Below are 23300 nucleotides of genomic sequence, written 5' to 3'. Positions count from 1 at the left end.
TAAATCTCTTTCATCACTCCCCGTTTAGTTGAGCATCACCTGACCGCCGGTCACGGGGATCGCCTGGCCGGTCTCATAGGGCTGCATGACCGCGTAGAGAATCGCCTTGGCCACGTCGGAGGGGTAACAGCCCCGATGCATCGGAATCTGTTTCTCATAGTGAACCTTGACATCCGCCACGCTCTTTGCGCCCGGAACTTTCCCTCTTTGAAGATACTGCACGAACAGACCGCGCACCGGGTCGGACCACAAGGGACCATCGAAGAAGTTCCCCGGGCAGACGCTGTTGACCTTGATGTGATCGGCAACCAGCTCCAGCGCGAAGCTCTGGGTGAGGCCGATCGTGCCGAATTTCCCGCCGGCGTAGGCGCCGTTGCGGTTCGAGCCGACCAGTCCGCTCTTGGAGTTGACCTGCACGATATCGGTCCAGCCGGAACAGGCGGAGTTCTGCAGAGCCATCACCGGCGCCACATGCTTGACGCAGAGGAAGTAGCCGGTGTAGTTGATGTTGGTGACGAAATCCCAGTCCTTCTTCTCGAAGCTCTTGACCGAACCCGCCTTGAGCACCCCCGCGTTGGCGACGAAAAGGTCGATGCCGCCGAACGATTCCACGACCGTCTCCACCATCTTCGCCACCGATTCCTCGTCAGCGATGTTGACGGCGACCGCACCGGTTCCGCCGGAGGCGTGAATGGTCTGCGCCGCCTTTTCCGCCCCGGCGAAGTTGAGGTCGGCGATCACGACGGTCGCTCCCGCGGCCGCCAGCTCTTCGGCGATGCCGAAGCCGAAGCCCTGCGCACCGCCGGTGATGACGGCCACTTTGCCGGTCAAAACGGCATTCGCGCCGCCGGCAACTTTACGGCGGTAGGATTCCGCCTCCCAGTTCTCGATGAAACTGCGGCGTTCGTCGCTCAGAAACGCGGCTCCGCCGAACGCGTCGGCGAATCGCTGCACCCGGCCCGCGTCGCGGGCGAGCAGGGCGACGGTGTTGGCTCCGGGTGCGTTTTTCCCGGCGCAGAAGACCGCTTTGCCGGGAACCTCCACCACCAGCGGCTTGTACCCGTTCTGCTTTTCGAACGCTTCGATCGCTTCACGCGTCGGCTTTTCGGTCACCAGTGCGAAGGATTTCGCGTAGACGATATGGTCCGGGGTCAGCGGCCCGCGGGCGGTGCGGAAGGGGGGGAGCGATTTGACGGTGACGGGTGTTTCCCCGTCGCCGAGCCAGCCGCGCAGCAGCGGAGCGAAGGCGTTCACCGTTTCGCGGTCGAGTTCGCCGCACTCCAGTTCCGCCGGAATGCCGGCGGCCTGATACCGCGCACGCAGTTTCCTCATGATCTCCGCGTAAATCTGCTCGATTTCCGCGGCGGTGTCGGCGCCGACGAAGACGCCATGGTTCTGCAGAAAGATCACCGACGCCGGGCGGCCGGTCCGCTCCTTGTAGGCGAGGTTCGCCCGATAGACGGCGTTGGCGAGGATGAAGCCCGGATCCGTGGCCGGCAGCCAGAGCGCTTCCGGAAACAGCTCCCTGCACACCACTTCGCCGTCGCGGCCGCAGGTAAGTCCATTGACCATCGCCGGATGGAGGTGCACCACAAAGGTGAACGGCATGAGTTCATGCAGCGGCGCCTCCACCGAGGGGCGGCGGCCGGTGGTGCTCACCACGGCAAAATTCAACAGCCGCCCGGCCAGCGCTTCGCGTTCCGCTCCGGAAAGCTCTTCCGGCATCTCGAAGCAACGGCGCACCGCTTCGCGTTCGAGCTTGACGAAATCCTCTTCGGCAACCTTCGCCAGGGCGACGCCGCTGGGCTTGACGTAGAGATATTTCTCATCCTTGCAGGAGGTGTTTCCGCCACCGGCGAGAACGAATTCCGGATTGGAGCCGTAACGGTTGGAGAGTTCGCGGATGATGGTCAGGTTTGACATGTTGAATATTCCTGTCTCTGTAAGGTTTGATACAAAATCTTTCCGGACGCGGTCCCCATACTGCGCCGCATCCGGAAAGTGACAGCTCGATCGATTACTTGCGCTTGGAAAGCACGTTCTTTTCGTAGGACTTGACCACGTCGATCCAGGCGGTGCCGACCGGAACGCCGCAACGGTTGCAGTATTCGTCCCAGATGGCGCCGAAGGGCAGGGTCTTGCACTCTTCGAAGAGCGCAAGACGGCTGGAGAAGTCGCCGCGTTTTTCCGCCTCGTCGATCAGGCTCGCCGGTTCGACCAGCGCCATCAGCAACGCCTTGGACATATTGCGCGCGCCGATGGTCCACGCCATGATCCGGTTGATCGAGGCGTCGAAGTAGTCCAGCCCGATGTGAACGCGCTTGTCGTAGTGATGGCGGATCACCTCTTCGGCGATGGCCCGCAGTTCCTCGTTCATGATGATCACATGGTCGCTGTCCCACCGGACGCCGCGGCTCACGTGCAGGAGCACTTCATCCAGGAAGAGCAGACAGCTGGTGAGCTTGTCGGAGATCACTTCGGTCGGGTGGAAATGGCCCGCGTCGAGGCAGAGAAGCTTGTTGTTGCGCAGAGCGTACCCCATGTAGAACTCATGCGAGCCGACCGTGCAGCTTTCCGCACCGATGCCGAAGAGTTTGCTCTCGACCGCATCGCGGTTGCAGTTCTGATCGATCTTGACCGCGAAGATTTCATCGAGCGAGTCGCGGAGCCGCTCCCGCGGGGCAAGCCGGTCGAAGGGGATGTCCTTGAACCCGTCCGGCACCCAGAAGTTGGTGATGCAGCAGCTGCCGAGTTCACGGCCGAAGGCTTCGGCGATCTTGCGGCAGGCGATGCCGTGATCGATCCAGAAGCGGCGGACCGCTTTGTCCGGACTGCTCAGCGTGAAGCCGCTCGACGCCATCGGGTGCGAGAAGAAGGAGGGGTTGAAGTCCAGCGCGACCTTGCGGGTCTTCGCCCAGTCGATCCAGCGGGAGAAGTGCTCCGGCGCAATCTGGTCGCGGCCGACTTTCTTGCCGTTGGTTTCGGCGTAGATGGCGTGGACATTGAGCCGCTTGCGGCCGGGAACCAGGCTGAGCATCTTGTCGATGTCGGCGCGCAGTTCATCGGCGTTGCGGGCGCGGCCGGGATAGTTGCCGGTCACCGCGATGCCGCCGTCGAGACCGCAGTCGTTTTCGAATCCGGCGACGTCGTCGCCCTGCCAGCAGTGAATGCTCACGGCGATCTCATCCAGCCGCCGGAATGCCGCCTCGACATCGACGCCGAGATTGCCGTACACCTTTTTTGCCGCATCGAACATGGAAGCCATTTTTTTCTCCTGATTTTATGCGTTCAATGTCAAATTGTGTCGCAGATCTTGAAATTTTAATATAACACCGCGATTCTATTGTGCAAGCCGCAGAAGCGACAAATACCAGCGAAGGATTTTTTCCCCGAAAAAGATCCAGACCAGCGCCCCTCCCGCCAGAAACGGGCCGAAGGGAATCGCCAGATGTTTCATCGACCGTTTTCTGGTGAGTGCAAGTGCAATGCCGTACACCGTTCCGGCCAGGGCGCCTGTTGCCACACAGAACAACGCGCCTGCCGCACCGAGCAGAGCGCCTGCCGCCGCGGCGAATTTGACGTCGCCCCAGCCCAGCACTTCGCGACGGGCGGCCAGGCGGCCGGCGATCGTGAAGATCGTCAGCAAGATGCCCGGAATTGCCGCACCGGCCGCCGCCCGGAGCAGGGCGGCCGGATAGGTGTCGCACCCCTGCGTCGACGGAAATGCCGTGCCGACCGCCAGACCGAACAGCAGGGCGGGCAGGGTGGTCGCATCCGGAATCAGCCGGTGTTCGACGTCGATCCAGCTGGTGGTGACGCAGAGCATCACCATGACCCAGTAGAGCGCCAGCATCGCCGGCGGCTGGCTGGTGAGGCCGACCTTGAGAAAGACCGCCACGAAGAGAGCCCCGGTCAGCGCCTCGACGATCAGATAACGGGGCGAATAGGGTTCGCGGCAGTTGCGGCAGCGCCCTCGGAGAACGAGATAGCTGAAAATCGGAATGTTGTCATACCAGCGGATTTCATAGCCGCATTTCGTGCAGTGCGAGGGCACCGAAACGATGGATTCCCCGAGCGGGAGCCGCCAGATGCAGACGTTCAGAAAACTGCCGAAACAGCTCCCGACCGCGAAGACCGCCACCAGCGCGATGGTCAGAAGCTCCGGATACTCCAGCCCCAGCCTGGTCCACCACGGAAAACTTCCCTCGGTAAGGATCAGCATGGCTGAGCCTCCAGAAAACCGCGGCGCATCGCCTCGATCGGCGCAGGCCGCCCGGTCCAGATTTCAAAGGATTTCGCCCCCTGATAGATCAGCATATCCATCCCGCCGGCGCAGGGCAGGGAGAGTTCGCCGGCCCGTTTCAGCAGCGGCGTCTCCCGGTAGATGGTGTCGAAGATCGAGAGGGGCAGGCCGGAGTGGAGCAGTTCGAGCGGGAAGGGGGCGGGGTCGTCCGGCCGCAGGCCGAGACTGGTCGCCTGAATCAGAAAATCGGTGTCGGCAAACCAGCGAGCAAGCTGTTCGGTGTCGCCGATTCCGGCGGTTTCCACGAGCAGTTCCGGATTGCGCTGGCGGAGCCGGTCGGCCAGCTCCTCCGCTTTCCCGATCGTCCGGTTGGCCAGCCGGATTGCCCGCGCACCGCATCCGGCAAGATGAAACGCCGTCGCATGTGCCGCGCCGCCGGCGCCGATGAAGCAGAAGGCGGCGCCGCGGACCGGCCGGTGGAAATTCGCCAGCAGGGCGTGTTCGAGTCCGTAGCCGTCGGTGCTGGTGCCGAAAATTTTTCCGTTTTCGATCACGAGAGTGTTGACGCTCCCTGCCGCGGCGGCTTCCGGGTCAACCCGGTCGATCAGCGGAATCACCGCCGCCTTGTGCGGCACGGTGAGGTTGACGCCGGCAAGCTCTTTCCGGGCGAACTTTACGAACTCCGGCAGCTCTTCCGGCGTGACGTGCCGCCGCCCGTAAGGGGAGCCCAGACCGCATGCTTCGAAGGCGGCATTCTGCATCCCGGGGGAGCGGCTGTGGGAGATGGGATCGCCGATTACCATGTATTTTATCATAATTTTTATCGTTCCGTGCTGGATTTTGGTTAAGATAGTGTTAATATACATGAATAGTCCATTCTTGCCAATGGAAAACGAAAAAATCAGGCGCTATATTAGCTCCACAAGCATGAGGAAAGAAGAATGCATCACCTGTTCCGTTTTATCTGTGCTGTGATACTGACTGCGGCTCTGACCGGATGCGATACCTTCCGCGAGGCGTTTCGCGAGGCGATGTCCGGCGAAAGCTCCCGCTCGGAGGACCCGAACAGCGAAAACTATCAGCCCCGCTACATCGTCGGAATCTTCTCGATCGTCAAATATCCGCGCGCCAGCGAGCTGGAGAAGGAGATCCAGGCGCTGGACGGCCGCACCGTCTGGATCAATACCAACCAGAATTTCAGCAGCAAGAACATCCGTGAGGCGAAGATGATCTCCCGCCCCGGCAATCCCGACATCTGCGATCTGCAGTTCCGCATCGACCGTCTCGGCAAACTTCAGTGGCAGGTGCTGTGCGGCCGCTATCACGATGAACCGGTTGCGCTGGTGATCGACGGCGTCTATTTCGGCTCCTTCATCCCCGAGGCGGGGGAGGAGGATGCGGATTGGATCACGCTGCGGGTCGGCATCGATCCGGCCACGGCGCGGGGTGTTGTCAAGTTCGCAAATCTCAACTATATCTACTATAATCCGAGTACGCAATCCTGGTTCTGACGCGTTGTCGCCGGGGGCTGAGCAGAGGAGTCTATGAAAAAAATCAAACGCTTGGGGATGCCGTTTCAGGCGGGCATCATTGACGTCGGGGCGCATTCCGTCCGCCTCGATATTTTTGAAATCTCGAAAAAGAACGGCATCGTCCTGCTCGAAAGCCTTTCCCGGACCGTCAATCTCGGATTCGACGTCTTCCGCCACGGGCAGGTCTCACCGGAAACACTCTCCCGGCTGACCTCCATGCTCTGTGATTTCTCCAACAAGCTCGCCGAGTACCGGATCACCTTCTGCCGGGTGGTCGCCACCAGCGCCATCCGCGAAGCGTTCAACCGCGACCTGGTCATCAACCGCATCCGCAACGACGCCGGACTGGAGCTGGAAATTCTGGAGACGCCGGAGGAGATCCGCATCACCTATCTCGCGATGCGCGAAGCGCTCCGCCGCCGGTTCGATTTCGGAACCCTTTCCGGAATCGGACTCATGGTCGGCACCGGTTCGCTGCAGATCTTCTACTTTGCCCACGGGCTGATGCGTTTCTGCGAGGAGATTCCGCTGGGGACAACCCGGCTGTTCGACGCCTTCGGCCGTTCGGCCGTCTCCATTGAACAGGTGATCGAGACGCTCCGTTCGCAGGATATCGGCCAGAGACTTGCCGAATGTGTCGGGCGGCAGGCGGAGGAGCCGGTGGCGCTGATCGCGCTCGGCGCGTCGGTCCGGGTGCTCGCCGGAATTATCCGCGGCGCCGTCGAGGAGTTTGATGAAAACGAGTGCGTTTCGATCGATCCCGATGCGGTGGCGCCGGCCACCCGGCGACTGATCGACACGACGCCGGATACGCTCTCAGCTGAGTTCAAGTTGCCGGAAGAGGTCGCCTCCAGCGTCAGGGCGTGCGCCGGAATCATCAGTTATTTTCTCGATGAGTTCCACTTCGAACGCTTTCTCTGTCTGGGGACCACGACCCGGACCGCGCTCATCAGCGATCTGGTGCGGCGCAGTGTGGAGGCGAATGCTCCGGACCCCTTCTACAACGATCTGCTCGGCGTCTGCGATGCGATCGGCCGGAAATACGGCTTCGATCCGGTCCACGCCTCGCAGGTGGCCGCGCTCTGCCTTAAATTTCTGGAAAAACTCAAACGCACTTTCGATTTCGTTCCCAATGCCCCGCTGCTGCTGGAAGCGGCGGCCCGGCTTCACGACATCGGGCGGTTCGTCGATACGCGGCAGCATCACAAGCACACCTATTATCTGGTTTCCAACATGCAGCTTCCCGGAATCTCCACGGCCGAGCAGCGGGTGGTGGCGACCATCTGCCGCTACCACCGCAAGGCGCTGCCCCGCGAGTCCCACCCGGAATACACCGCTCTTTCCGCGGAAGACAAGGTGACCACGCTGAAGCTGGCGGCGATTCTCCGTGTGGCGGATGCGCTCGACTGCTCCCGCCGGAAACGGTTCGACAAGATGAAACTGGTCCTCCGCGGACACACGATGACGGTGGTGGTGCCGGAGTCGGGCGACTTCCGTTCCGAACGACTTTCGCTCGAGTGGAAGGGCGGGTTGTTCAATCAGGTGTTCGGTTTGGATCTGAAAATAGAAGAGGCTCCGCTGTTGATATGAAAAAGGAAAAAGTGACGAAACCCGGGAAGAAGACTCCGGATCAGGAGCTCTTCATCAGCCGGGAATTGAGCTGGATCGATTTCAACTCCCGGGTATTGGATGAAGCGCTCTCCCCGGCCAATCCGCTGCTGGAACGGCTGAAGTTCATCGCCATCTTCAGCAGCAATCTCGATGAGTTCTTCATGGTGCGCATCGCCGGGCTCCGCCAGCTGGTCAAGATGGATCAGGATCTGCCGGACCCGGCCGGAAACCGCCCCTCCGAACAGCTTGCCGCCGCTCGGAGAAAACTGGATCGGCTGTTGAAACGGCAGAGCCGGGCGCTCTGCGACGACATTCTTCCGGCACTGGAGACGTACGGCGTCCGGTTGCGCAAACCGGCGGAACTCTCCGCCACGGTCCGCGCGGAACTCTCCGGGTATTTTCGGCTGCAGGTGCTGCCGGTGCTGACGCCGCTGGCGGTAGATCAGGCGCACCCGTTCCCGATTCTGAACTCCGGTGCGATCGAAATCGCCGTGAGCATGCGTCCGGCGGACCGGAGCAAGCTGGTGTACGCCTTCGTCGAGGTGCCGGAACGGCTGCCGCGTTTTGTCGAAGTGCCCGACAATCAGCCCGGACGCACGTTCGTACTGCTGGAAGAGCTGATTATGGACAATCTCGGCCTGCTCTTTTCCGGGTGCGAACTGGAGGAGTTCTTCCCTTTCCGCATCACCCGGGATATGGATTTCTCGGTCGAGGACGAGGGGGCGGAGGATCTGCTGCAGAGCATCGAGAAGAAACTGCTCCAGCGCCGCCATCGCGAACCGATCCGTCTGGAGGTCCCGGTCAACACGCGGGGCGCGCTGGCGGACTGGCTGGACGAACAGTTCCGGCTCGACGATCAATTCCGCTATGCGAGCCGCGCTCCTCTGCACCTCAAGCAGTTTTTCGAACTGGTCGGGCGTGCCCGGCTGCCGGAACTGCTCGAACCGGCGTGGCCGGCGATCATGCCGGCTCCCTTTGTGGAACACAAGTCCGTCTTCGAGGCGATTTCGGCCCGCGGAACGATTCTCGTTGCGCCGCCGTTTCACTCCTTTACGCCGATTCTCCGGCTGCTGCAGGAGGCGGCGGACGACCCGGATGTGCTGGCGATCAAGCAGACCCTCTACCGGGTCAGCGGCAACTCGCCGGTCGTGCGTTCGCTTCAACGGGCGGCGGAAAACGGTAAGCAGGTGACGGTGGTGGTGGAGCTCAAAGCCCGTTTCGACGAGGGGAACAACATCGCCTGGGCGCGACTTCTGGAGGAATCCGGCGCGCATGTCGTCTACGGCGTGGCCGGACTGAAAGTGCACAGCAAGGCGCTGCTGGTGGTGCGTCGCGAGGAGGGGGCCATCCGGCGTTACGTCCACCTGTCGACCGGGAACTACAACGACAAGACCGCCGCGCTCTACACCGACCTCGGGATCATGAGTTCCGCCCCGGACCTCTGCTTCGATGTGGCGAACCTCTTCAACGTACTGACCGGATACTCCTCGCCGCCGACCGAGTGGCGCAAGATCGCCGCTTCGCCGTTCGATCTGCGGCGGCGGGTCATGTGGATGATCGAACGCGAGATCAGCAACTCCACGCCCGACCGGCCGGGGCGGATCATCGCCAAGATGAACAGCCTCTCCGACGAAAAGATGATTCGCCTGCTGCACAAAGCGGCGGATGCGGGGGTGGAAATTGATCTCATCGTGCGCGGCATCTGCTGTTACAAGCCGCGGCCGGGGCAGGAGAATCTGCGGATCATCAGCATCGTCGACCGTTATCTGGAACACAGCCGGCTCTTCTACTTCTTCAACAACGGAGACGAGGAGTATTACCTCTCCAGCGCGGACTGGATGTTCCGCAACCTTGACCGCCGGGTGGAGCTGCTCTTCCCGGTCGAGGACGAGAAAATCCGGGCCGAGCTCATGACGCTCCTGCGTTTCCAGCTGGCGGACACCGACAAACAGCGCCGTCTGCTCGGCTCCGGGATTTACACCCGGCCCACCGTGCCGGCGTACACCGGCGCCCGCAGCCAGGCCAACAGCTACCGGTACATCAAGGAACTGGCGGAACGCGACCGGCGCAGTGCCACCGGCGAGGCGTTGAAAGTGTTTACCGCGCCGGAAGAGCATCCCCATCGCGCATTTGCCGATGACCGGGAGGAGAACGACGCCGAAGAGGAGGAGCGTTGACCCATGGCGGGCGAACCGCGTCTTCGAATTTACCGGCCGGAGGATGCGCCCGGCATCTGCCGGGTGGCGCTGGCCTGTTTCGAGGATTCCATCCGGCCCTGCTACGAGCCGGATGGGTGTCAGGCCTTTCTCGCCTACATTCTGCCGGAGGCGATCGCCGCCCGGCAGAGTGACGGCTGTTCCACCATCGTTGCCGAATGGGAGCACGAGGTGATCGGCGTGCTGGAGCTGCGGGATTTTTCCCACATTTCGATGTTCTTTGTCGAGCCGGAGTTTCAGTGCGGCGGCATCGGCCGCCGGCTCCTGACCCGCGCGGTGACACTGTGCGGAAAAGCGCGGCCTGACCTGACGGAGCTGACGGTGTTTGCCGCGCCGCGCGCGGTGGAGGCGTACCGCCATCTCGGGTTCTCCGCCGACGGCCCGGAGCGGGTGGAATCCGGAGTCCGCTTCACTCCGATGCGGGTAAAACTTCGATAAATTTTATCCCCGGTTGTTTGCAAACCTGCAAAATGCTGATATTGTACGGGCAGGGTCCCCGGAGATTCTTCAAACGACAGGAGGATGTGATGAGAAGATTTCTGATTTCCTGCGCCGCGGGCTGTCTGGCCTGCTCGACCGCGTTTGCCGCTCCCGCAGCGGTGGATGATTCCGTTGCCTTCAACGCCACGATGGCTCACCTAGACAAGGGCGGTTCCTCTCTCTATTACGGCAGTTGCCGGGCGGAGCTGGCGAAGGTGCAGGAGCTGCTCGGCGACCTGTGCGGTTCTTCCGCCGATGTCAAGCCGGAAATGCGCCAACTGCTTCAGGGAATCCTCGCCGCAGTTCGCATACTGCATCTGGAGGCAATTCAGGCGATGGGATCCAGCACGAAACAGCTTCCGGACGGATTGACCGCCTACCGCTCCTACCTGTACACCGGGAACAGTTCTCTGCCGGGTGTGTTGTTCGATCTCTCCGGCAGAGAGAACTGGGCGATGCAGCTGCCGGCTCAGCTGCCGGAATCGACCCGGCTGGCATTCGAGTACCGGTTTGATTTCTCCGCTGCCTGGAATTCGCTGGTCAAGGAGTTTGCGGCATCTGCCGAGCTGTCGCCGGAAATCAAAGCGATTCCGGCCCAGCTGGAAGCGGCGTGCCGTACTGCGGCCGGAGTTGAACTTTCCGCGCTGCTGAAGACGCTTTCCGGCACCTGGTCGCTGGTGGTGGTCTCCGCGGATCCCACCGTGTCGCCTCTGCCCATGCTCCGGCTGTCGATGCCGGACCGGGACGGCGTGCTCTTCAAGCTGCTGCAGGAGAAGGGCGGTCTCCAGCTGACGCAAAAGAGCGCCGGCCGTTACTCGGTCGTCGGTCTGCCGCTGCCGGTGATCCCGGAACTGGTGACGGCCAACGGTACACTCACTTTCTACAGTGACGCCCGGCTGGAGTCGATGCTCAAGGGCGGATTGATGCAGTCGCCGACCTTCCGCGGCTATCTGGCAGGAATTCCCGCCCGGGGGCTCGGATTCTTTTATGTGAACATCGACCAGCCGATCTGGAACCTGCTGGTCATGCAGGTGGAGGAGCCGATGATCGCCGGATTTCTTCAGAAGGTTCCACCGCCGGTCTTCTGCTCCGTCACCACCCGGGAAAAGGATGGATTCGCCTCGACCACGCGTTCCAACTGGAACATCTCTTCTTCGAGCATATCGACGATGGCAATTCTCTCCGGCATCCTTCTGCCGGCGCTGAATGGGGCAAAAGAGAAGGCGCAGGCGCTCTCGCCCCAGCCGGGGGCGTCGGTTCCGCAGGCTCCGGCCGTACAGCCGTAGCTGTTGATCTGCTCTTCTCCGGCGATTGCGCGCGGAGAAAGAAAAAAGGGGGCGCTGCAGGTTCTTTGCAGCGGCCCCTTTGTGGAGAATGAGATACTGTTCTGTATCAGCTGACCTTGATCTTGTGGACCCGGGCACTCTCCGACTTCGGAATATTCAGCGTCAGAACGCCGTCCTGGGTCTTGGCGGTGATCTTCTCGACATCGACACTGTCGGCGAGCTGGAACACACGTTTGAACACCAGCTTCTTGCCGTCGCGGCGCAGGGAGCTGTCCGCGGTCATGGTCATCACGCCCTCTTTCACTTCGATGTTGACGCTCTTGGAATTGGCGCCGGGCACTTCAAACCACATCGTCACACCGTCGCTGCCGTCGAGAATATCCACCAGCGGCATGATCTCCAGAGTTTCCTCGTGAAGTTCGCCGTCCGTAACTTTCATGACATCGTCACTCATATTGTTGCCTCCTGTTCTATCGTTGTTGCATTAATGTACTTTGACCACATGGGTGCGGGGCTGGGCTTCCTCTTCACGGGGCAGCGTGACGGTCAGAACACCGTCGACATACTCCGCTTTGGTTTCGCCGCCTTTGACGCGCACCGGGAGTTTGACGCTCTCTTCATACTCTTCATAGGAGCGTTCGCGCCGGAGATAGTGCGCCTTCTCATCCTTCGGCTCTTCCATCTGCCGCGTCGCGCGGATGGTCAGATTGTCGCCGACAACTTCGATATCAATATCCTCCGGACGGCAACCGGCGATCGGGAGTTTGGCGGTGACGGCATCCTTGCCGACCTCCATCTCCAGCCGCGGCGAATTGCCGTTGTCAAACATGAGTTCCGGACTGAAATCGGTGCTCATCCGGTCCAGCACCGCACGGAAGATATCATCCACACCGCGCAGGGTCACCGGGATCAGGCCGTTTCCGTGATTCCATCTTGCAATCATATTCATAATTTACCTCCTTGAAAAATCTCTTTTCCGGTTTTCACCGGTTCTTCGACTGCAGGAATAGCAAGGGGCGTGCCAATTTGAAATCACGGCAGAAAAAAAGCAAAAAAAAAGTCCCGGCCGTGACATTTCGACACGGTGCGGGACAGTGCGGGACAATTTGTCCCTGCCGCGGCTAACGCTCGCGGTTGATCAGAAAGTTGATGAGATCCAGCATGTTCTGCCGGCAGGCGTTGTCCGGGAATCCGCGCAGAATGTTTCTCGCCTGTTCCGCCAGCTGCGCGGCCTCTGCCGTGGTCGCCGCGGCGGCTCCGGAATCACGCATGATCCGGCGGACCCGGTTCAACGTTTCCGTTGAGTATTCCGGAAGCCCGATGAGACTCTGCAACTCCTCCCGGTCCGCGGAGTTCGCCATGCGCATCGTCTCCAGCAGGAGGATGGTCGCTTTCCCCTCGCGCAGATCGTTGCCGAGCGGTTTGCCGAGCGACTGAAAATCGCCGAAAATCCCCAGGTAGTCGTCGCGCAGCTGGAAGGCGATTCCGGCGGCGTGAGCGAATTCCCCCAGCCGGACGATCTCCTCTCGAGCCGGATTGCACTCCTCCAAAGCGAGCATTCCGCCGGATTCGGTGCAGAATTCCAGCAGGGCGCTGGTTTTGCCGGAGAGCATGCGCCGGAGAGAATCGGGGTGCAGTTCCGCAAGTTCCCGCAAAGAGAACTCCACATCGAGAGCTTCTCCGCTGATAAGTTCACGATTGGCGAGTTTCTGGAGGTTGCGCGACAACGCCACCGCCACCTCCGCGGGGACCCCGTGTTCCGTCGAGCGCAGAAGCAGATCGTTTGCCCATCCCTGCTGAAGGTCGCCGGCAAGAATCGCAAAATCCTCTCCGGCGCGGGCCGCCTGTTCCGGGGAGAGCTGGAAACGCTTCTGCAGTTCCGTCGCAAGCTGCACATGGGCGGTCGGCATGCCGCGCCGGGTGTCGTCCCGGTCGATGATGTCGTCGTGGACAAGGGTCCAGTTGTGATAGACCTCGACGGCGGCGGCCGGATAGAGCGCTTTTGCCTCATCGCCGCCCAGCAGGCCGCAGCTCCAGATCAGCAGGGCAGGGCGCAACCGCTTGCCGCCGCGGACCGGGTAGGCGCGAACCGCCTCCGCCAGGTAGTCCGGACGGATGGAGAATGGGAATTCATCTTCCGCCAGAAGCTGGTCGATGCTTTCGGCGATTTTTCTGAGCTGGTCGATCATGGGATTCGCCTTTCGTGTAATAGCTTCAGAATATTGTGGTTGCCTTGACACTGGTCCAGAGCGGACTGTCAAGTTTGATCTTTTTGCGTTCACGGGTTGCGAGTGCAATCGGCACATGCGTGAAATGGGTTCCCCAGTGGCCGATCACCATATCCGAGCGCCCCGCCATTGCCGCGTGCACCGCGTTCTGCGCGAGCATTGCGCAGAAAACTGCATCCGCACCGTGGGCGGGCACACTGCGGATGGTATAGGCCAGATCGAAATATTTGACGTTCACCTCGAGCGATCTTGCTTTGAAGTAGTCGTTGATCTTCTCCTTGAGCAGCAGCCCGATGTCCTTGTTGAGCAGGTTGCCGGAGGCGTCGCGCTGAGCGGCGGCGTTTTCGAAGAGCTCCTGGCCGGCGCCTTCCGCCACCATGATGACCGCGTGATGCTTCTCTTCCATGCGTGCGGCCAAGTGCGGCAGCAGTGCGTGCGGCCCGTCGTCATCGAGAGTGAACTTCTCTTCGGGGACGAGGCAGTAGTTGACGTAGGAGTTGGCCAGCGTCGCGTAGGCGGCGATGAAGCCGGAATCACGCCCCATCACCTTGATAAGGCCGATTCCGTTGTAAGCTCCCTTGGCTTCGCTGTGGGCGCCGGTGGCGAACATCCCGGCCATGTAGACCGCGGTCTCGAATCCGAAGGATTTGTCGATGAAGGCGATGTCGTTGTCGATCGTCTTGGGGATGGCGATGACGCTGATGGAGAGACCGCGCCGCGCCGCTTCCTGCGCGATATCGTGGGCGCCGCGCGCCGTGCCGTCTCCGCCGATGCAGAAGAGAACGTTGATGTTCATTCTGGCGAGTGTATCGACCATCACGACGGGATCTTCCGCGCCGCGGGAGCTGCCGAGGATGGTTCCGCCGGATTCGTGAATGTCATCGGTATTGGCGTCGTCGAGCAGAATCGGCTGAAGTTTGTGATCGGGGTTGAGGCCGCGATAGCCGTAGCGGATGCCGTAGACCAGCGGTACGCCGTATTGAATGCGCAGCGTGCGGGTGAGAAATTTGATGACGTCGTTGAGGCCGGGGCAGAGGCCGCCGGCGGTGAGGATGGCCGCTTTGGTCCATGCCGGGTCGTGATAGATTTTCGCCCGGGGCCCCGCCTGTTCGAATGCAGGAATCTCCACGCCGCGCCGGAGGTACTGGGCGAGAAGGTGCGGATCCGAATCGTAGGCCACCGCAGCTTCATCGGAAATAAATTCAATCTGACGGATCGGCGAGGCGATTGTCGCTTTGCCGAGTTTTGAAATCCGGAAATCTTCAGCTTTCATGGGAAGCGTCTCCTCTGTTTCATGATATTCCGCAGTAAAATAACCACGTTACGCCAAAATAGCAACCGGAAATGGTGGATTTTTTGCAGATTCAGAGATATATTTCAATACGGTTTTACAGAAGGGGGCAGTTACAATTGGATCCGTCGGGCGAAAACAGCGCATCGATTTGCCGGAAAAGCCTCTGGTTCACCGCGTTGTCCGGCGGCGCCTTCTTCGGAGCGTCGGAGGCCTATTCTCTGACGGTCGCTTCGCTCTCTTCGGGCTGGAATCTTTCCCTCTGGCCGGTGCCCGCGCTGTGGGGCGGCGGTCTCGCGGCCGGTGCATGGCTAATACGGATGATTCCCGGTCGCTTCCTGCCGGTGCTCAGCGTGTTTCTGCTGGAAATTCTGTTGCTGATCGAGCCGGGGGCTCCCTGGCGGAGCGCAGCGGCCGGAGCGGCGGCCGGTGGATTCTTCTACACTCTCCCCTCCGGCTCCTGCGGAACACTCTGCCGGGCGGCGTGCGGCATCGGGTTTCTGCTCGGGCTGGCGGCCGATATCCTTTTCTTTCATGGCAACTGTGTGCCGGGGCTGGTTCTGCTGCCGGTGTTTCTGGCGGCGTTTCTCTGGAATCTGCCGCTGCATCGGGTCTGGCGGATTCTGCCGGTTGCCGCTCTGCCGATTGCCGTTGCGCTGGCCGCTCCGATTTACAGCGGCTGGACCCTGCGCAGCGCGCCGCGCAACCTCAAGGATGTCTCCATCGCTCCGGCGCTGCCCGCGTCGCTGATGCCGGCGGCAAAGGAGGGGATGCATTTTCTCTTCGTCTCGGATCTGCATTCGCCCCTGCCTGCGGTCTGGGCGGCGCTTCCTTACGTGGCGAGTGTCGACTGCATCTGGCCGCGGGCGGCCGCCCGTTTTGGCGAAGCCTCGCTCAAGGTGAACTCCTACGAGGGGAGACCGGGGCGGATTCTGCCGGAACTGACCCGCCGGTACGATCTGGTCTATCTGGAGAATCTGCCGCCGGTCTCTCCTGCGGCACTGCAGGAGTTTGTCATGCTGGCGCTGGAGCGCACCGAGCCGAAACGCGGCGTGCTGGTGCTCCCCGTCGCATTCCGGGGAATTCTCCCGGACGGACTGCATACGGCGGAACTGCCGGGCGGCGGAGGGCGCTTCCTCGCCGTCTCCCGCGACGCCGCCCTGACCGCCGACCTCAGCGTGCTGGACAGTCGGCTGCAGGGGCATCAGCGCGCGTTCAGTGAGGGCAATCTTTTCATGCCGGCGGGAATCTTTGCCGCCCTCTACGCGGCGGCGGAAGAGCGACCGGTTTCGGCCGGTCCGATCGGCGGAGGCGTCGGCACGGTGTCGGCTTCCGGCTTCCGGCTTCCGGTGCCGGAACTGCCCCGTGTGCTTCTCTGGGGCATTCCGGTGCTCTGGCTGCTGCTGCGGCCGCTGTGCAGCCGCAGCGGTTCCGGGCGGGCCCGGGTGCTGCTGACGGAAAATGCCGCCGGATTCGCTCTCGTTCTGCTGGCGGCCTGGCAGGGATTTGACCGCCGGGAGCTGTTCACCGGAATTCCGGCGGTACTGCTTGTGGCGACAGGCGGCCTGATGTGGTGCGACTCCATTCTGCGGCTCCGGGTGGAACGCTGGTTTGTGGTGCTGGCGGCGCTGTTGCCGTTTTCTCTGTTGCTGCCGTGGCGGTTTCTTCTGTTCGAGCCGGGCTATCTGCTGATTGCCGTCTGTGCGGCGCTGGCGGCCGGCATGGTGCGCAGCCGGCTGGCCGGACAGGCGGAATCCCGGCTGACGCAGACGGCGTCGGTTTTCTGGTGTGGGGCGGGGCTTCTGGCGGGGGCGCTGCTGTTCGAGCTGCTGGGGGTGCTGCTGCCCGGCGTCCCGGCGGCGGCTCCGGCGGCGGCTCTGCTGCTCCGGCTGGGCTGGTTCTGCTCCTGATGCCGTGATCTGCGGTTGGGAAAACAGATGAGAGTATTGTTTTTGCTCCGAAAAATATACAACATCCGGGAGGATATCGAATGAAACGGGAAAAGGTCGAATGGTGTCAGTTCTACTGGTTTGACACGCCGGAACGCCATCTGCCGCGGATTCTGCTCATCGGCGACTCGATTGTCGTCGGCCACGGGCAGGCGGTCGCCCGGCGTCTGCAGGGGGAGGCGACCGTCGGATTTTACTCCACTTCGAAGATTGTGGGGGATCCGGCGATTTATCGCGAACTTGCGCTCGCGCTGGCGGATGAACCGATCGACGTCATTTTGTTCAACAACGGGTTGCACGGCATCGACTGCCCGGATGAGTGCTACCGCGCCGGGCTGGAGGCGTTTGCCGACACCCTGCGCCACAGCACCCGGGCGATGCTTGCCTGGCGGAATTCCACTCCGCTCACGGTGCCGGATTCTCCGGCGGAACTGGAACCGGTGAAGAACGCCATCGTACTGCGCCGGAATGCCATCGCGGCAGAGGTCATGGCGGAACGAAACATCCCGACGCTCGACCTCTACTCGGCGATGCTGAACCATCCGGAATACCGCCTTGCGGATGGATATCACTATCAGGAGACGGGGATCGAACGCCAGGCGGATCTGGTGGCGGACTATCTCCGGGGCATGCTGGCGCGGCGGAATCTCATGCTGAATCTGGATGGGGCATTCGAAACCGATTTCCCCGGCAAAGTTTCGGACTGGAACGGATTTGCGCGATACGACTTCACTCTGAACGGAGAGCGGTGCATCCTCGTGAAGCCGAACTGCGCCCCGGCGCCGGGAAAACCGTGGCTCTGGCGGGCCCGTTTTTTCGGTGCTTTCCCCTATGCGGATCTTGAGCTTCTGCGGCGCGGCTGGCATATCGCACACATCCGAGTGGAGGAACTGTACGGCTCGCCGGAGTCGAACCGCCGGTTCGATCTGCTCTACGCATTTTTAACGAAGCTGGGATTTGCACCGCGTTGTGCGCTGGCCGGCTTCAGCCGCGGCGGGCTGGACACCGTGAACTGGGCGGCGAAAAATACGGACAAGGTCGCCTGCCTCTATCTGGACAACCCGGTCTGTGACTTTAAGAGCTGGCCGTATCGCCGCGCGTCGGAGGAGTGGAAGCGCTGTCTTGCCGCTTACGGGTTCACCGAGGCCGAGGCGCTGGCCTGGAAAGGCAACCCGGTGGACAATCTTGCGCCGCTGGCAAACGCGAAAATTCCGCTTCTGATCGTCTGTTCCGACGCGGATGAAACCGTTCCGCCGGAAGAAAATGCGCTGATCGTGGAGCCGCATTACCGGGCGCTCGGCGGCGAGGTGGAGATGATCCACAAGCCGGGTGTGGGGCATCATCCGCACTCGCTGGAAAATCCGGCGCCGATCGTGGCTTTTCTGGAAAAGCACTGCCTGCCGCGACGCGGCTGAACCGGCCGCAGATTCAGGGCATGGTCAGCGGGGTGAGATTGGCGCTGAACATGCCTTGAATCGGGCAGGGCAGTTCATAGAGTTCATTCCGCGAACCGCTCTCCACATGACCGTCGGCAAAGCCGCAGTTCGCTCGTTCCCCGTGGCGCAGATAGACGCCGTAGGCGTTGGTGAACAGAGCGGTGGGGTCGAAGAACCATGTGCCCTGCCGATAGGAGGAGGTCCCGAACAATCCGTTGATCGTGTCGGCGATAATCGGTACGCCGGAAGGGCGTCTCATCTTCGGAGTGAAGTAGGTGATCGGGCCGTTTGCCGTGTCGATACCGGTCACGAAGGAGCCGACGTTCTGCACCCGTTTTTTATCCACGGAATCGGTCGCATTGTTGCCGATGACCAGACCGCGGTATTTGTTGGGGACCAGCATGCCGTAGGAAAAGGAGCCTTCATTGAGCTGTCGTTGACTGTCTTCCGCCTCCGGACAGATGAAGGTGGAGACGGGAAGCGTGGCATAGAGTTTTCTGCTGAAGAAGGGGCGTCCCGCCGTGGGGTTTCGACTGGTGAAGAGTCTGTCCCACGTCAGAACCGCGCTGCTTCCGGAAGCGAAGCTCTGTTCCATCAACACCACCATGTAATTCTGGTAATCGGCGCTGTACTGGATTTCGGTCAACGTGATCTGCTTGAGATTGTTTTTGCAGGCGCTGTCGCGCGCTTTGCTCCGGGCGCGGTTCAGTGCCGGCAGCAGCATCGCCGCTAAAATGGCGATGATCGCGATCACGATGAGGAGTTCGATAAGGGTAAAATCGTCCCGGTTTCGTTCCATTTCGCCGCTGGAGCGGGAATCACGGTTCTTTTTCATCAAATGGTTCTCCTTGTGTGTGATTGATTTTTATGAAACTCTGTTGCATCAGACGAGGCCGTGGGCGGCGAGATAGCGGTCCATCCGATGGTTGACCCGGAACGGATAATCTTTCGGGCAGCGGGCGATCTCCATGGCGAGGCCGTCGTAGAGCGGTTTCAGTTCCTGCTGCTTCAGGCCGGCAGCTTCCAGAACTTTGGAGTTGTCGATCACCCGGTCGAACAAACGGTCGCATTCGAGCTGCCAGTAAGGCGGAACATCCGGGAACAGCTTGTGGCAGATCAGGTCGGAAAAGACCGCCTTGTCCACCCAGATCGTCTTCAAGTTGCAGATATCCCGATAGTAATCGGCGATTTCACTCCAGGTGTGGTGTTCAGAGGTGGCGACGGTGTAGGTTTCCCCCGGCGCCTTTTCGTTGAAAAGCAGCCGGGCGATCATTTGCGCCACATCGCCGGCCCAGCTCATCGTCGCCTGCTTGTTGCGCGCCTGTTCCGGCAGGACGGCGGTTTTCCCCGCGAAGGCGCGGCCGACGGTATCCGGCGCCTCCAGCGTCACCAGCTGGTAACGCATCCGCGAATAGGTGATGGCGGGGCGGACGATCGTCCAGTTCCGGTTTTCCTGAAGTTTCAGAATCGCTTCGCCGCGCGCCTTGTAGATGCTGTAGTCGTCGGAGAGCCGCAGCAGCCGGTCGTCGGCGGTGTCGATCAGCAGCGGCGAACTCTCCCGGATCGGAATCTCCTTGTTGTCGTACACCCGGTAGGTCGAAAGATAGAGGTAGTGTCCGGTCTGCGAGGCGAGCAGCGGCAGACGGAGCGCATTCTCCTTCGTCGAATAGATCAGGAAATCGACGATGCCGTCATAGCGGTTTTTCAGCAGTTCCGCGAGAAACTCCCACTCCATGGCGTTTCCGACGAGCATGCGCACGTTCGGGTGATGAAATTCCAACACGTCGAGCGCACAGGCATCGACCTGATATCCCAGTTCCGCCAGCAGCGGAACCAGGTATTGTCCCATTGCCCCGGTGGCGCCGAGGACCAGTACTTTCTTCTGTTTCATTTCCGACTGTCCCACTTTTCGTTCTGTTCCGTAAGAAACGGCGTGCTTTCCGCACGTTCCATCCGAAGCTTCTGCAACCGCTTCCGGAAGGCGGGGGTGTCTTCCGCCACGTAGAACAGCTCTCCCAGCGCATCGTGTAATTCCAGCTTGAGAACGCCGTCCTTCCGGACCGGAATCAACTCCTCACGGTCGGCCAGGAAGCGGTAAACCCGGTAGGAGCCCGGCTTTTCCACTCTGACGGCGGCTGAACAGGCGGCGCCGGGCTGTTCACAACGGAACGCATAGGCCTCCGGATCGAAGAAGCGGTGTCTCTGCCGCCAGCGGGTCTTGATCCAGTTCGTGAGCCCTGCGGCCGCCTCATCGCGCAGTTTGCGGTTCCAGACGGCGACGACCCGGCAGTCAGGAGATTGATAGGGGAGTACGACCGCATTCTCTCCGTGTTCCGCGAGCTGCACGACAGGAAGGCGCAGCTCTTTTTTCAGCGAAGTCATAACCTGCTTCATCGTCGCGGAGGAACTCCGCACCGGACTTGCGTGCAGATAGTAGACGGCACTGCCGCGGCCGCGGTCGATCCGGGTGAGCAGCGGAGCTCCCGACGCATCGGTCAACAGGGTGTGTCCCGCTGGTTTCCCGTTCCGGAACCCCCGGAACAGCGCTTTCCCCGGCTTCGTCCCGGAGTTGTAGATTCCCTCGTCTTGCCGGAAGGGCAATGTGGTGTGGAGCAGCAGACTTTTTCCACCTCTCTCCAGCCACTGTTCGAGCTGTGCGGCGCAGCGGGGTGTCGTCACCGGCGAGGAGAGAAAGACGATCCGTGCGGAATCGAGCAGCAGCGGCAGCTCCGAAGGATCGGTCTGCTCGTACCGGATTTCATGGTCGATCAGCGCCGGAACCCAGGAGTCCTGCTGGCGGGTAATCCGCAGGATGCGCGAGTCGCTGAACAGGCCGTCAATCCGTCTGCCGACGGAGCGAAGCGTGACGTGAAGCACATCGTTCCCCGGCACCTTCTCCGTCCGGTCCAGATTTGTCTGCCGGAACGCCCGCGCCTGCGCCATCATGAGGTGGAAAGCGGTCTTGTCCAGCGGATTGTTCCGTTCCCACGCTCTTTGAAAATCATGATGCAGCGGGGCGGCACCCAGCGCGGCGATCGAATAGGCGACAAGGTAGCCGGTACGCAGGTCCCAGTAGGGGTGGCCGCTGCCGCCGAGCGAGACTTCAAAACAGGCGCCGAGGGATTTGTTCAGCCGTTTTCCCGCCCGGACGTAGCGTCCCAGCCCCCGATAGATGGTCTCGAGCTTCTCCGGCGTGTGCATGAAGAACTCCGGGGCGACGATTCCGGTCCCGGCGAGCCGGAGCAGGCCGATATGGTCGTTGCCGTTCACCCAACCTTCGCCGTTGAGGACATAGTCATATGTTCCGCCATGTGACTGCGCCCATTGATTGAACCGCTGTGCCTGCCGGAGCCATTCGTAGTGGCAGAGCACGAGAAAGAGCGTGAAATTGCGCTGTGTCTCCAGCGTCGCAGCCGGTGCTGCGGCCGCCCGTTCCGTGACGGGGAAGAACTCCTCCCAGCTGTTCAGCCCGAGATCGCGGGGGTGAAAACGTCTTCCGTACAGCTCCTCGAAATAGTCGTGGAAGTGGATGGTACGCCGGGGACCGCCGGTTTCGAAATCCATCTCCAGCCCTTCGTCTTTCCCCTTGAGATCTTCCCGGAAAGCGGCGACGGTGGCCTTGTCGTATCCCCAGCGGCCGCCGAGGTAGGGCCAGACGTAGTCGTAGCTCAAAAAATTGTTGACGCCGAGAGTCGCGGCGTAGTCCATCTGATTCTTCAGCGCTCTCTGCATGAGCGGATGGGTCGCTACGATCGAGTTGAACCGTTTATTCTGCTGATTGCCGCGCCAGTCGCGGGGAAGGGCGTCGTACAGCATCGGATACTGGATGCCGTGCTGAGCCTTCTGGAACTGGTAGAAAAGGTTCTCCGGGAGTTGCGGCAGGACTGCGGCAAGTTCCGGCTCCGGAGTCTGCGCACAGGAGAGGACGATGCTGTACTCCGGCAGATACTGCTTCATCAGGCGTCCGATTTCCGGCAGGTGTTTCGCGTCATAGAGAATATGCCAGTTGTTAGGGTAGCCGATCTGTAACTGATTTCGTTTCGGGAGATTCTTCGCCGGAGCCGCGGCGAGCGGTTTTTTCATGCCGGCGAGATAGTCGGGAAAGTCGCGATTCAACAGCGCATATTCCGAGCCGTCCTGCCGTTTGATCCGGGCATCGGCAAAATGGAAGCGGCACTCAGCCTCAGCGGAACCGGAGAGCACCAGCCGGACCTCCGCCAGTCGCCGGGCTGCGTCGGTGTCGACGGCAAACTCCACTTCAGACCATCTCCCGGCCGGAAATTCGCGCAGCCGTATCTCCCGACGGGCTGTGCGGCGGGGTTTCGGCGCTGCGCCGCGCCGGACCGTTTCCAGAAACAGCCGCACATCGCCTTTGCATTCCTGCGGGAAGACGGCGAGCGCCACTTTGGCCGCGGTAATGCCGATGTAGGGAGGAATCCAAGCCTGCTACGGGTTGGCCAGTTCATGCTTCGCCATCATGATCGCAGCACTGGTCCGGCCGGAGGCGGCGGGCTTCGGTTTCGAATAAACCGGATCCACTTTGACTTTCAGAGCGGTGGCGGAGTTGTCATTGAGATCGGTTTGTCCGGAGGGAATTCCGGGAAATTCAACCCGGACCGCGGGAGAACGGCCGGTGAACTCCGCCACCATCACTGCATTGGCTCCTTGCGCGGCCAGGCGCCATTCCCGGAATTTCAAGCCATCCGCCGTTTCCGCTCCGGATACCGTCCCGGCGGCGATTGAGAACAGCAGTGTCAGCAGCCGCAGACGCGCGGCCGCGGCGGAACGGTGGACCCGCCGCGCATTTTTCAAGCAATCCATGTCATTATTCCTTTCCTTGACGGTTGCGACAGAATAAAGTATACCGGAAAATTTCTTTTTTTTCAAGAGAAGTCTAGGGAAAATAGATGCAGAAATAATAGCATAATAGTGCAACTTCATTTGATCATTCATATTTCTTGTGATATATTGCTTGCTGGAACGCATTAGATGAAAAAAAACACTGCCGTCCCATACATCTTTGAAATT

19 protein-coding genes are annotated in these 23300 nt (G+C 61.1%); 7 read left to right on the top strand and 12 right to left on the bottom strand.

The genetic code is table 11. From position 1 onward, the window contains the following. Positions 1–24: 24 nt before the first annotated feature. From ACMLHG_RS00535 to aroE, 4 genes are all read right to left on the bottom strand, one after another. Positions 25–1923, bottom strand: coding sequence for an SDR family NAD(P)-dependent oxidoreductase (locus tag ACMLHG_RS00535; protein ID WP_417169180.1), 1899 nt, complete (start codon positions 1921–1923; stop codon positions 25–27). 94 nt (positions 1924–2017) lie between these two features. Continuing rightward, positions 2018–3265: an L-rhamnose isomerase gene (locus ACMLHG_RS00530; RefSeq protein ID WP_294435186.1), complete on the bottom strand. Its 1248-nt coding sequence runs from the start codon at positions 3263–3265 to the stop codon at positions 2018–2020. Positions 3266–3340: 75 nt separating this feature from the next. Then, a complete protein-coding gene (locus ACMLHG_RS00525) occupies positions 3341–4222 on the bottom strand; it encodes a prepilin peptidase (protein ID WP_294435187.1) in 882 nt (293 codons plus the stop codon). After that, positions 4216–5058: a shikimate dehydrogenase gene (gene aroE / locus ACMLHG_RS00520; RefSeq protein ID WP_417169179.1), complete on the bottom strand. Its 843-nt coding sequence runs from the start codon at positions 5056–5058 to the stop codon at positions 4216–4218. Before aroE ends, ACMLHG_RS00525 begins: the two co-directional genes overlap by 7 nt. A 126-nt stretch (positions 5059–5184) precedes the next feature. Here aroE and ACMLHG_RS00515 point away from each other — a divergent pair, with 126 nt between their 5' ends. The 5 genes from ACMLHG_RS00515 (at position 5185) to ACMLHG_RS00495 (ending at position 11368) form a co-directional block, all read left to right on the top strand. Then, complete coding sequence (locus ACMLHG_RS00515) at positions 5185–5754, top strand: hypothetical protein (protein ID WP_294435190.1); 570 nt, start codon at positions 5185–5187, stop codon at positions 5752–5754. 33 nt (positions 5755–5787) lie between these two features. Next, on the top strand, positions 5788–7365 hold the full coding sequence (locus tag ACMLHG_RS00510; RefSeq protein WP_417169178.1) for an HD domain-containing protein: 1578 nt from the start codon (positions 5788–5790) through the stop codon (positions 7363–7365). Then, positions 7362–9563 (top strand): polyphosphate kinase 1, encoded by a 2202-nt coding sequence (gene ppk1 / locus ACMLHG_RS00505; RefSeq protein WP_417169177.1) that lies wholly within the window; start codon positions 7362–7364, stop codon positions 9561–9563. The genes ACMLHG_RS00510 and ppk1 overlap by 4 nt, the downstream gene beginning before the upstream one ends. A gap of 3 nt (positions 9564–9566) precedes the next feature. Further along, entirely contained in the window at positions 9567–10040 is a 474-nt protein-coding gene (locus ACMLHG_RS00500) for a GNAT family N-acetyltransferase (RefSeq protein ID WP_295810288.1), read from the top strand. Between the two features lie 89 nt (positions 10041–10129). Further along, a complete protein-coding gene (locus ACMLHG_RS00495; RefSeq protein WP_417169176.1) occupies positions 10130–11368 on the top strand; it encodes a hypothetical protein in 1239 nt (412 codons plus the stop codon). A gap of 106 nt (positions 11369–11474) precedes the next feature. On the opposite strand, the gene ACMLHG_RS00490 is transcribed toward ACMLHG_RS00495, so the two are convergent. The 4 genes from ACMLHG_RS00490 to ACMLHG_RS00475 form a co-directional block, all read right to left on the bottom strand. Continuing rightward, positions 11475–11822, bottom strand: a complete 348-nt coding sequence (locus ACMLHG_RS00490) for an Hsp20/alpha crystallin family protein (protein WP_295810280.1) — start codon at positions 11820–11822, stop codon at positions 11475–11477. 30 nt (positions 11823–11852) lie between these two features. Beyond that, a complete protein-coding gene (locus tag ACMLHG_RS00485) occupies positions 11853–12311 on the bottom strand; it encodes an Hsp20/alpha crystallin family protein (protein ID WP_294435201.1) in 459 nt (152 codons plus the stop codon). A 178-nt stretch (positions 12312–12489) separates the two neighbouring features. Continuing rightward, positions 12490–13557 carry a polyprenyl synthetase family protein gene (locus ACMLHG_RS00480; protein ID WP_294435202.1) on the bottom strand — a complete coding sequence of 356 codons (1068 nt, stop codon included), beginning with the start codon at positions 13555–13557 and terminating at the stop codon, positions 12490–12492. A gap of 25 nt (positions 13558–13582) precedes the next feature. Continuing rightward, positions 13583–14869, bottom strand: a complete 1287-nt coding sequence (locus tag ACMLHG_RS00475; protein WP_295810276.1) for an ATP-dependent 6-phosphofructokinase — start codon at positions 14867–14869, stop codon at positions 13583–13585. A 137-nt stretch (positions 14870–15006) separates the two neighbouring features. Here ACMLHG_RS00475 and ACMLHG_RS00470 point away from each other — a divergent pair, with 137 nt between their 5' ends. Together ACMLHG_RS00470 and ACMLHG_RS00465 are read left to right on the top strand one after the other, a co-directional pair. Then, the gene (locus ACMLHG_RS00470; RefSeq protein WP_417169175.1) at positions 15007–16797 is read left to right on the top strand and encodes a hypothetical protein; all 1791 of its coding nucleotides are present in this window, start codon (positions 15007–15009) and stop codon (positions 16795–16797) included. An 80-nt stretch (positions 16798–16877) separates the two neighbouring features. Then, positions 16878–18251, top strand: coding sequence for a prolyl oligopeptidase family serine peptidase (locus ACMLHG_RS00465; RefSeq protein ID WP_417169174.1), 1374 nt, complete (start codon positions 16878–16880; stop codon positions 18249–18251). A gap of 13 nt (positions 18252–18264) precedes the next feature. Here the strand turns inward: ACMLHG_RS00465 and ACMLHG_RS00460 are convergent, their stop codons facing one another. The 4 genes from ACMLHG_RS00460 to ACMLHG_RS00445 all read right to left on the bottom strand — a co-directional run. Further along, on the bottom strand, positions 18265–19107 hold the full coding sequence (locus ACMLHG_RS00460; protein ID WP_417169173.1) for a prepilin-type N-terminal cleavage/methylation domain-containing protein: 843 nt from the start codon (positions 19105–19107) through the stop codon (positions 18265–18267). Between the two features lie 48 nt (positions 19108–19155). Next, on the bottom strand, positions 19156–20163 hold the full coding sequence (locus ACMLHG_RS00455) for an NAD-dependent epimerase/dehydratase family protein (RefSeq protein ID WP_417169172.1): 1008 nt from the start codon (positions 20161–20163) through the stop codon (positions 19156–19158). After that, entirely contained in the window at positions 20160–22637 is a 2478-nt protein-coding gene (locus tag ACMLHG_RS00450; RefSeq protein WP_417169171.1) for a hypothetical protein, read from the bottom strand. Before ACMLHG_RS00450 ends, ACMLHG_RS00455 begins: the two co-directional genes overlap by 4 nt. Positions 22638–22718: 81 nt before the next feature. Beyond that, on the bottom strand, positions 22719–23300 hold a 582-nt coding region (locus ACMLHG_RS00445), incomplete at its 5' end, for a hypothetical protein (RefSeq protein WP_417169170.1).

Source organism: Victivallis sp. (genome assembly GCF_048170485.1).
GTDB lineage: Bacteria > Verrucomicrobiota > Lentisphaeria > Victivallales > Victivallaceae > Victivallis.
This window is presented reverse-complemented; position numbering and strand designations above follow the sequence as displayed.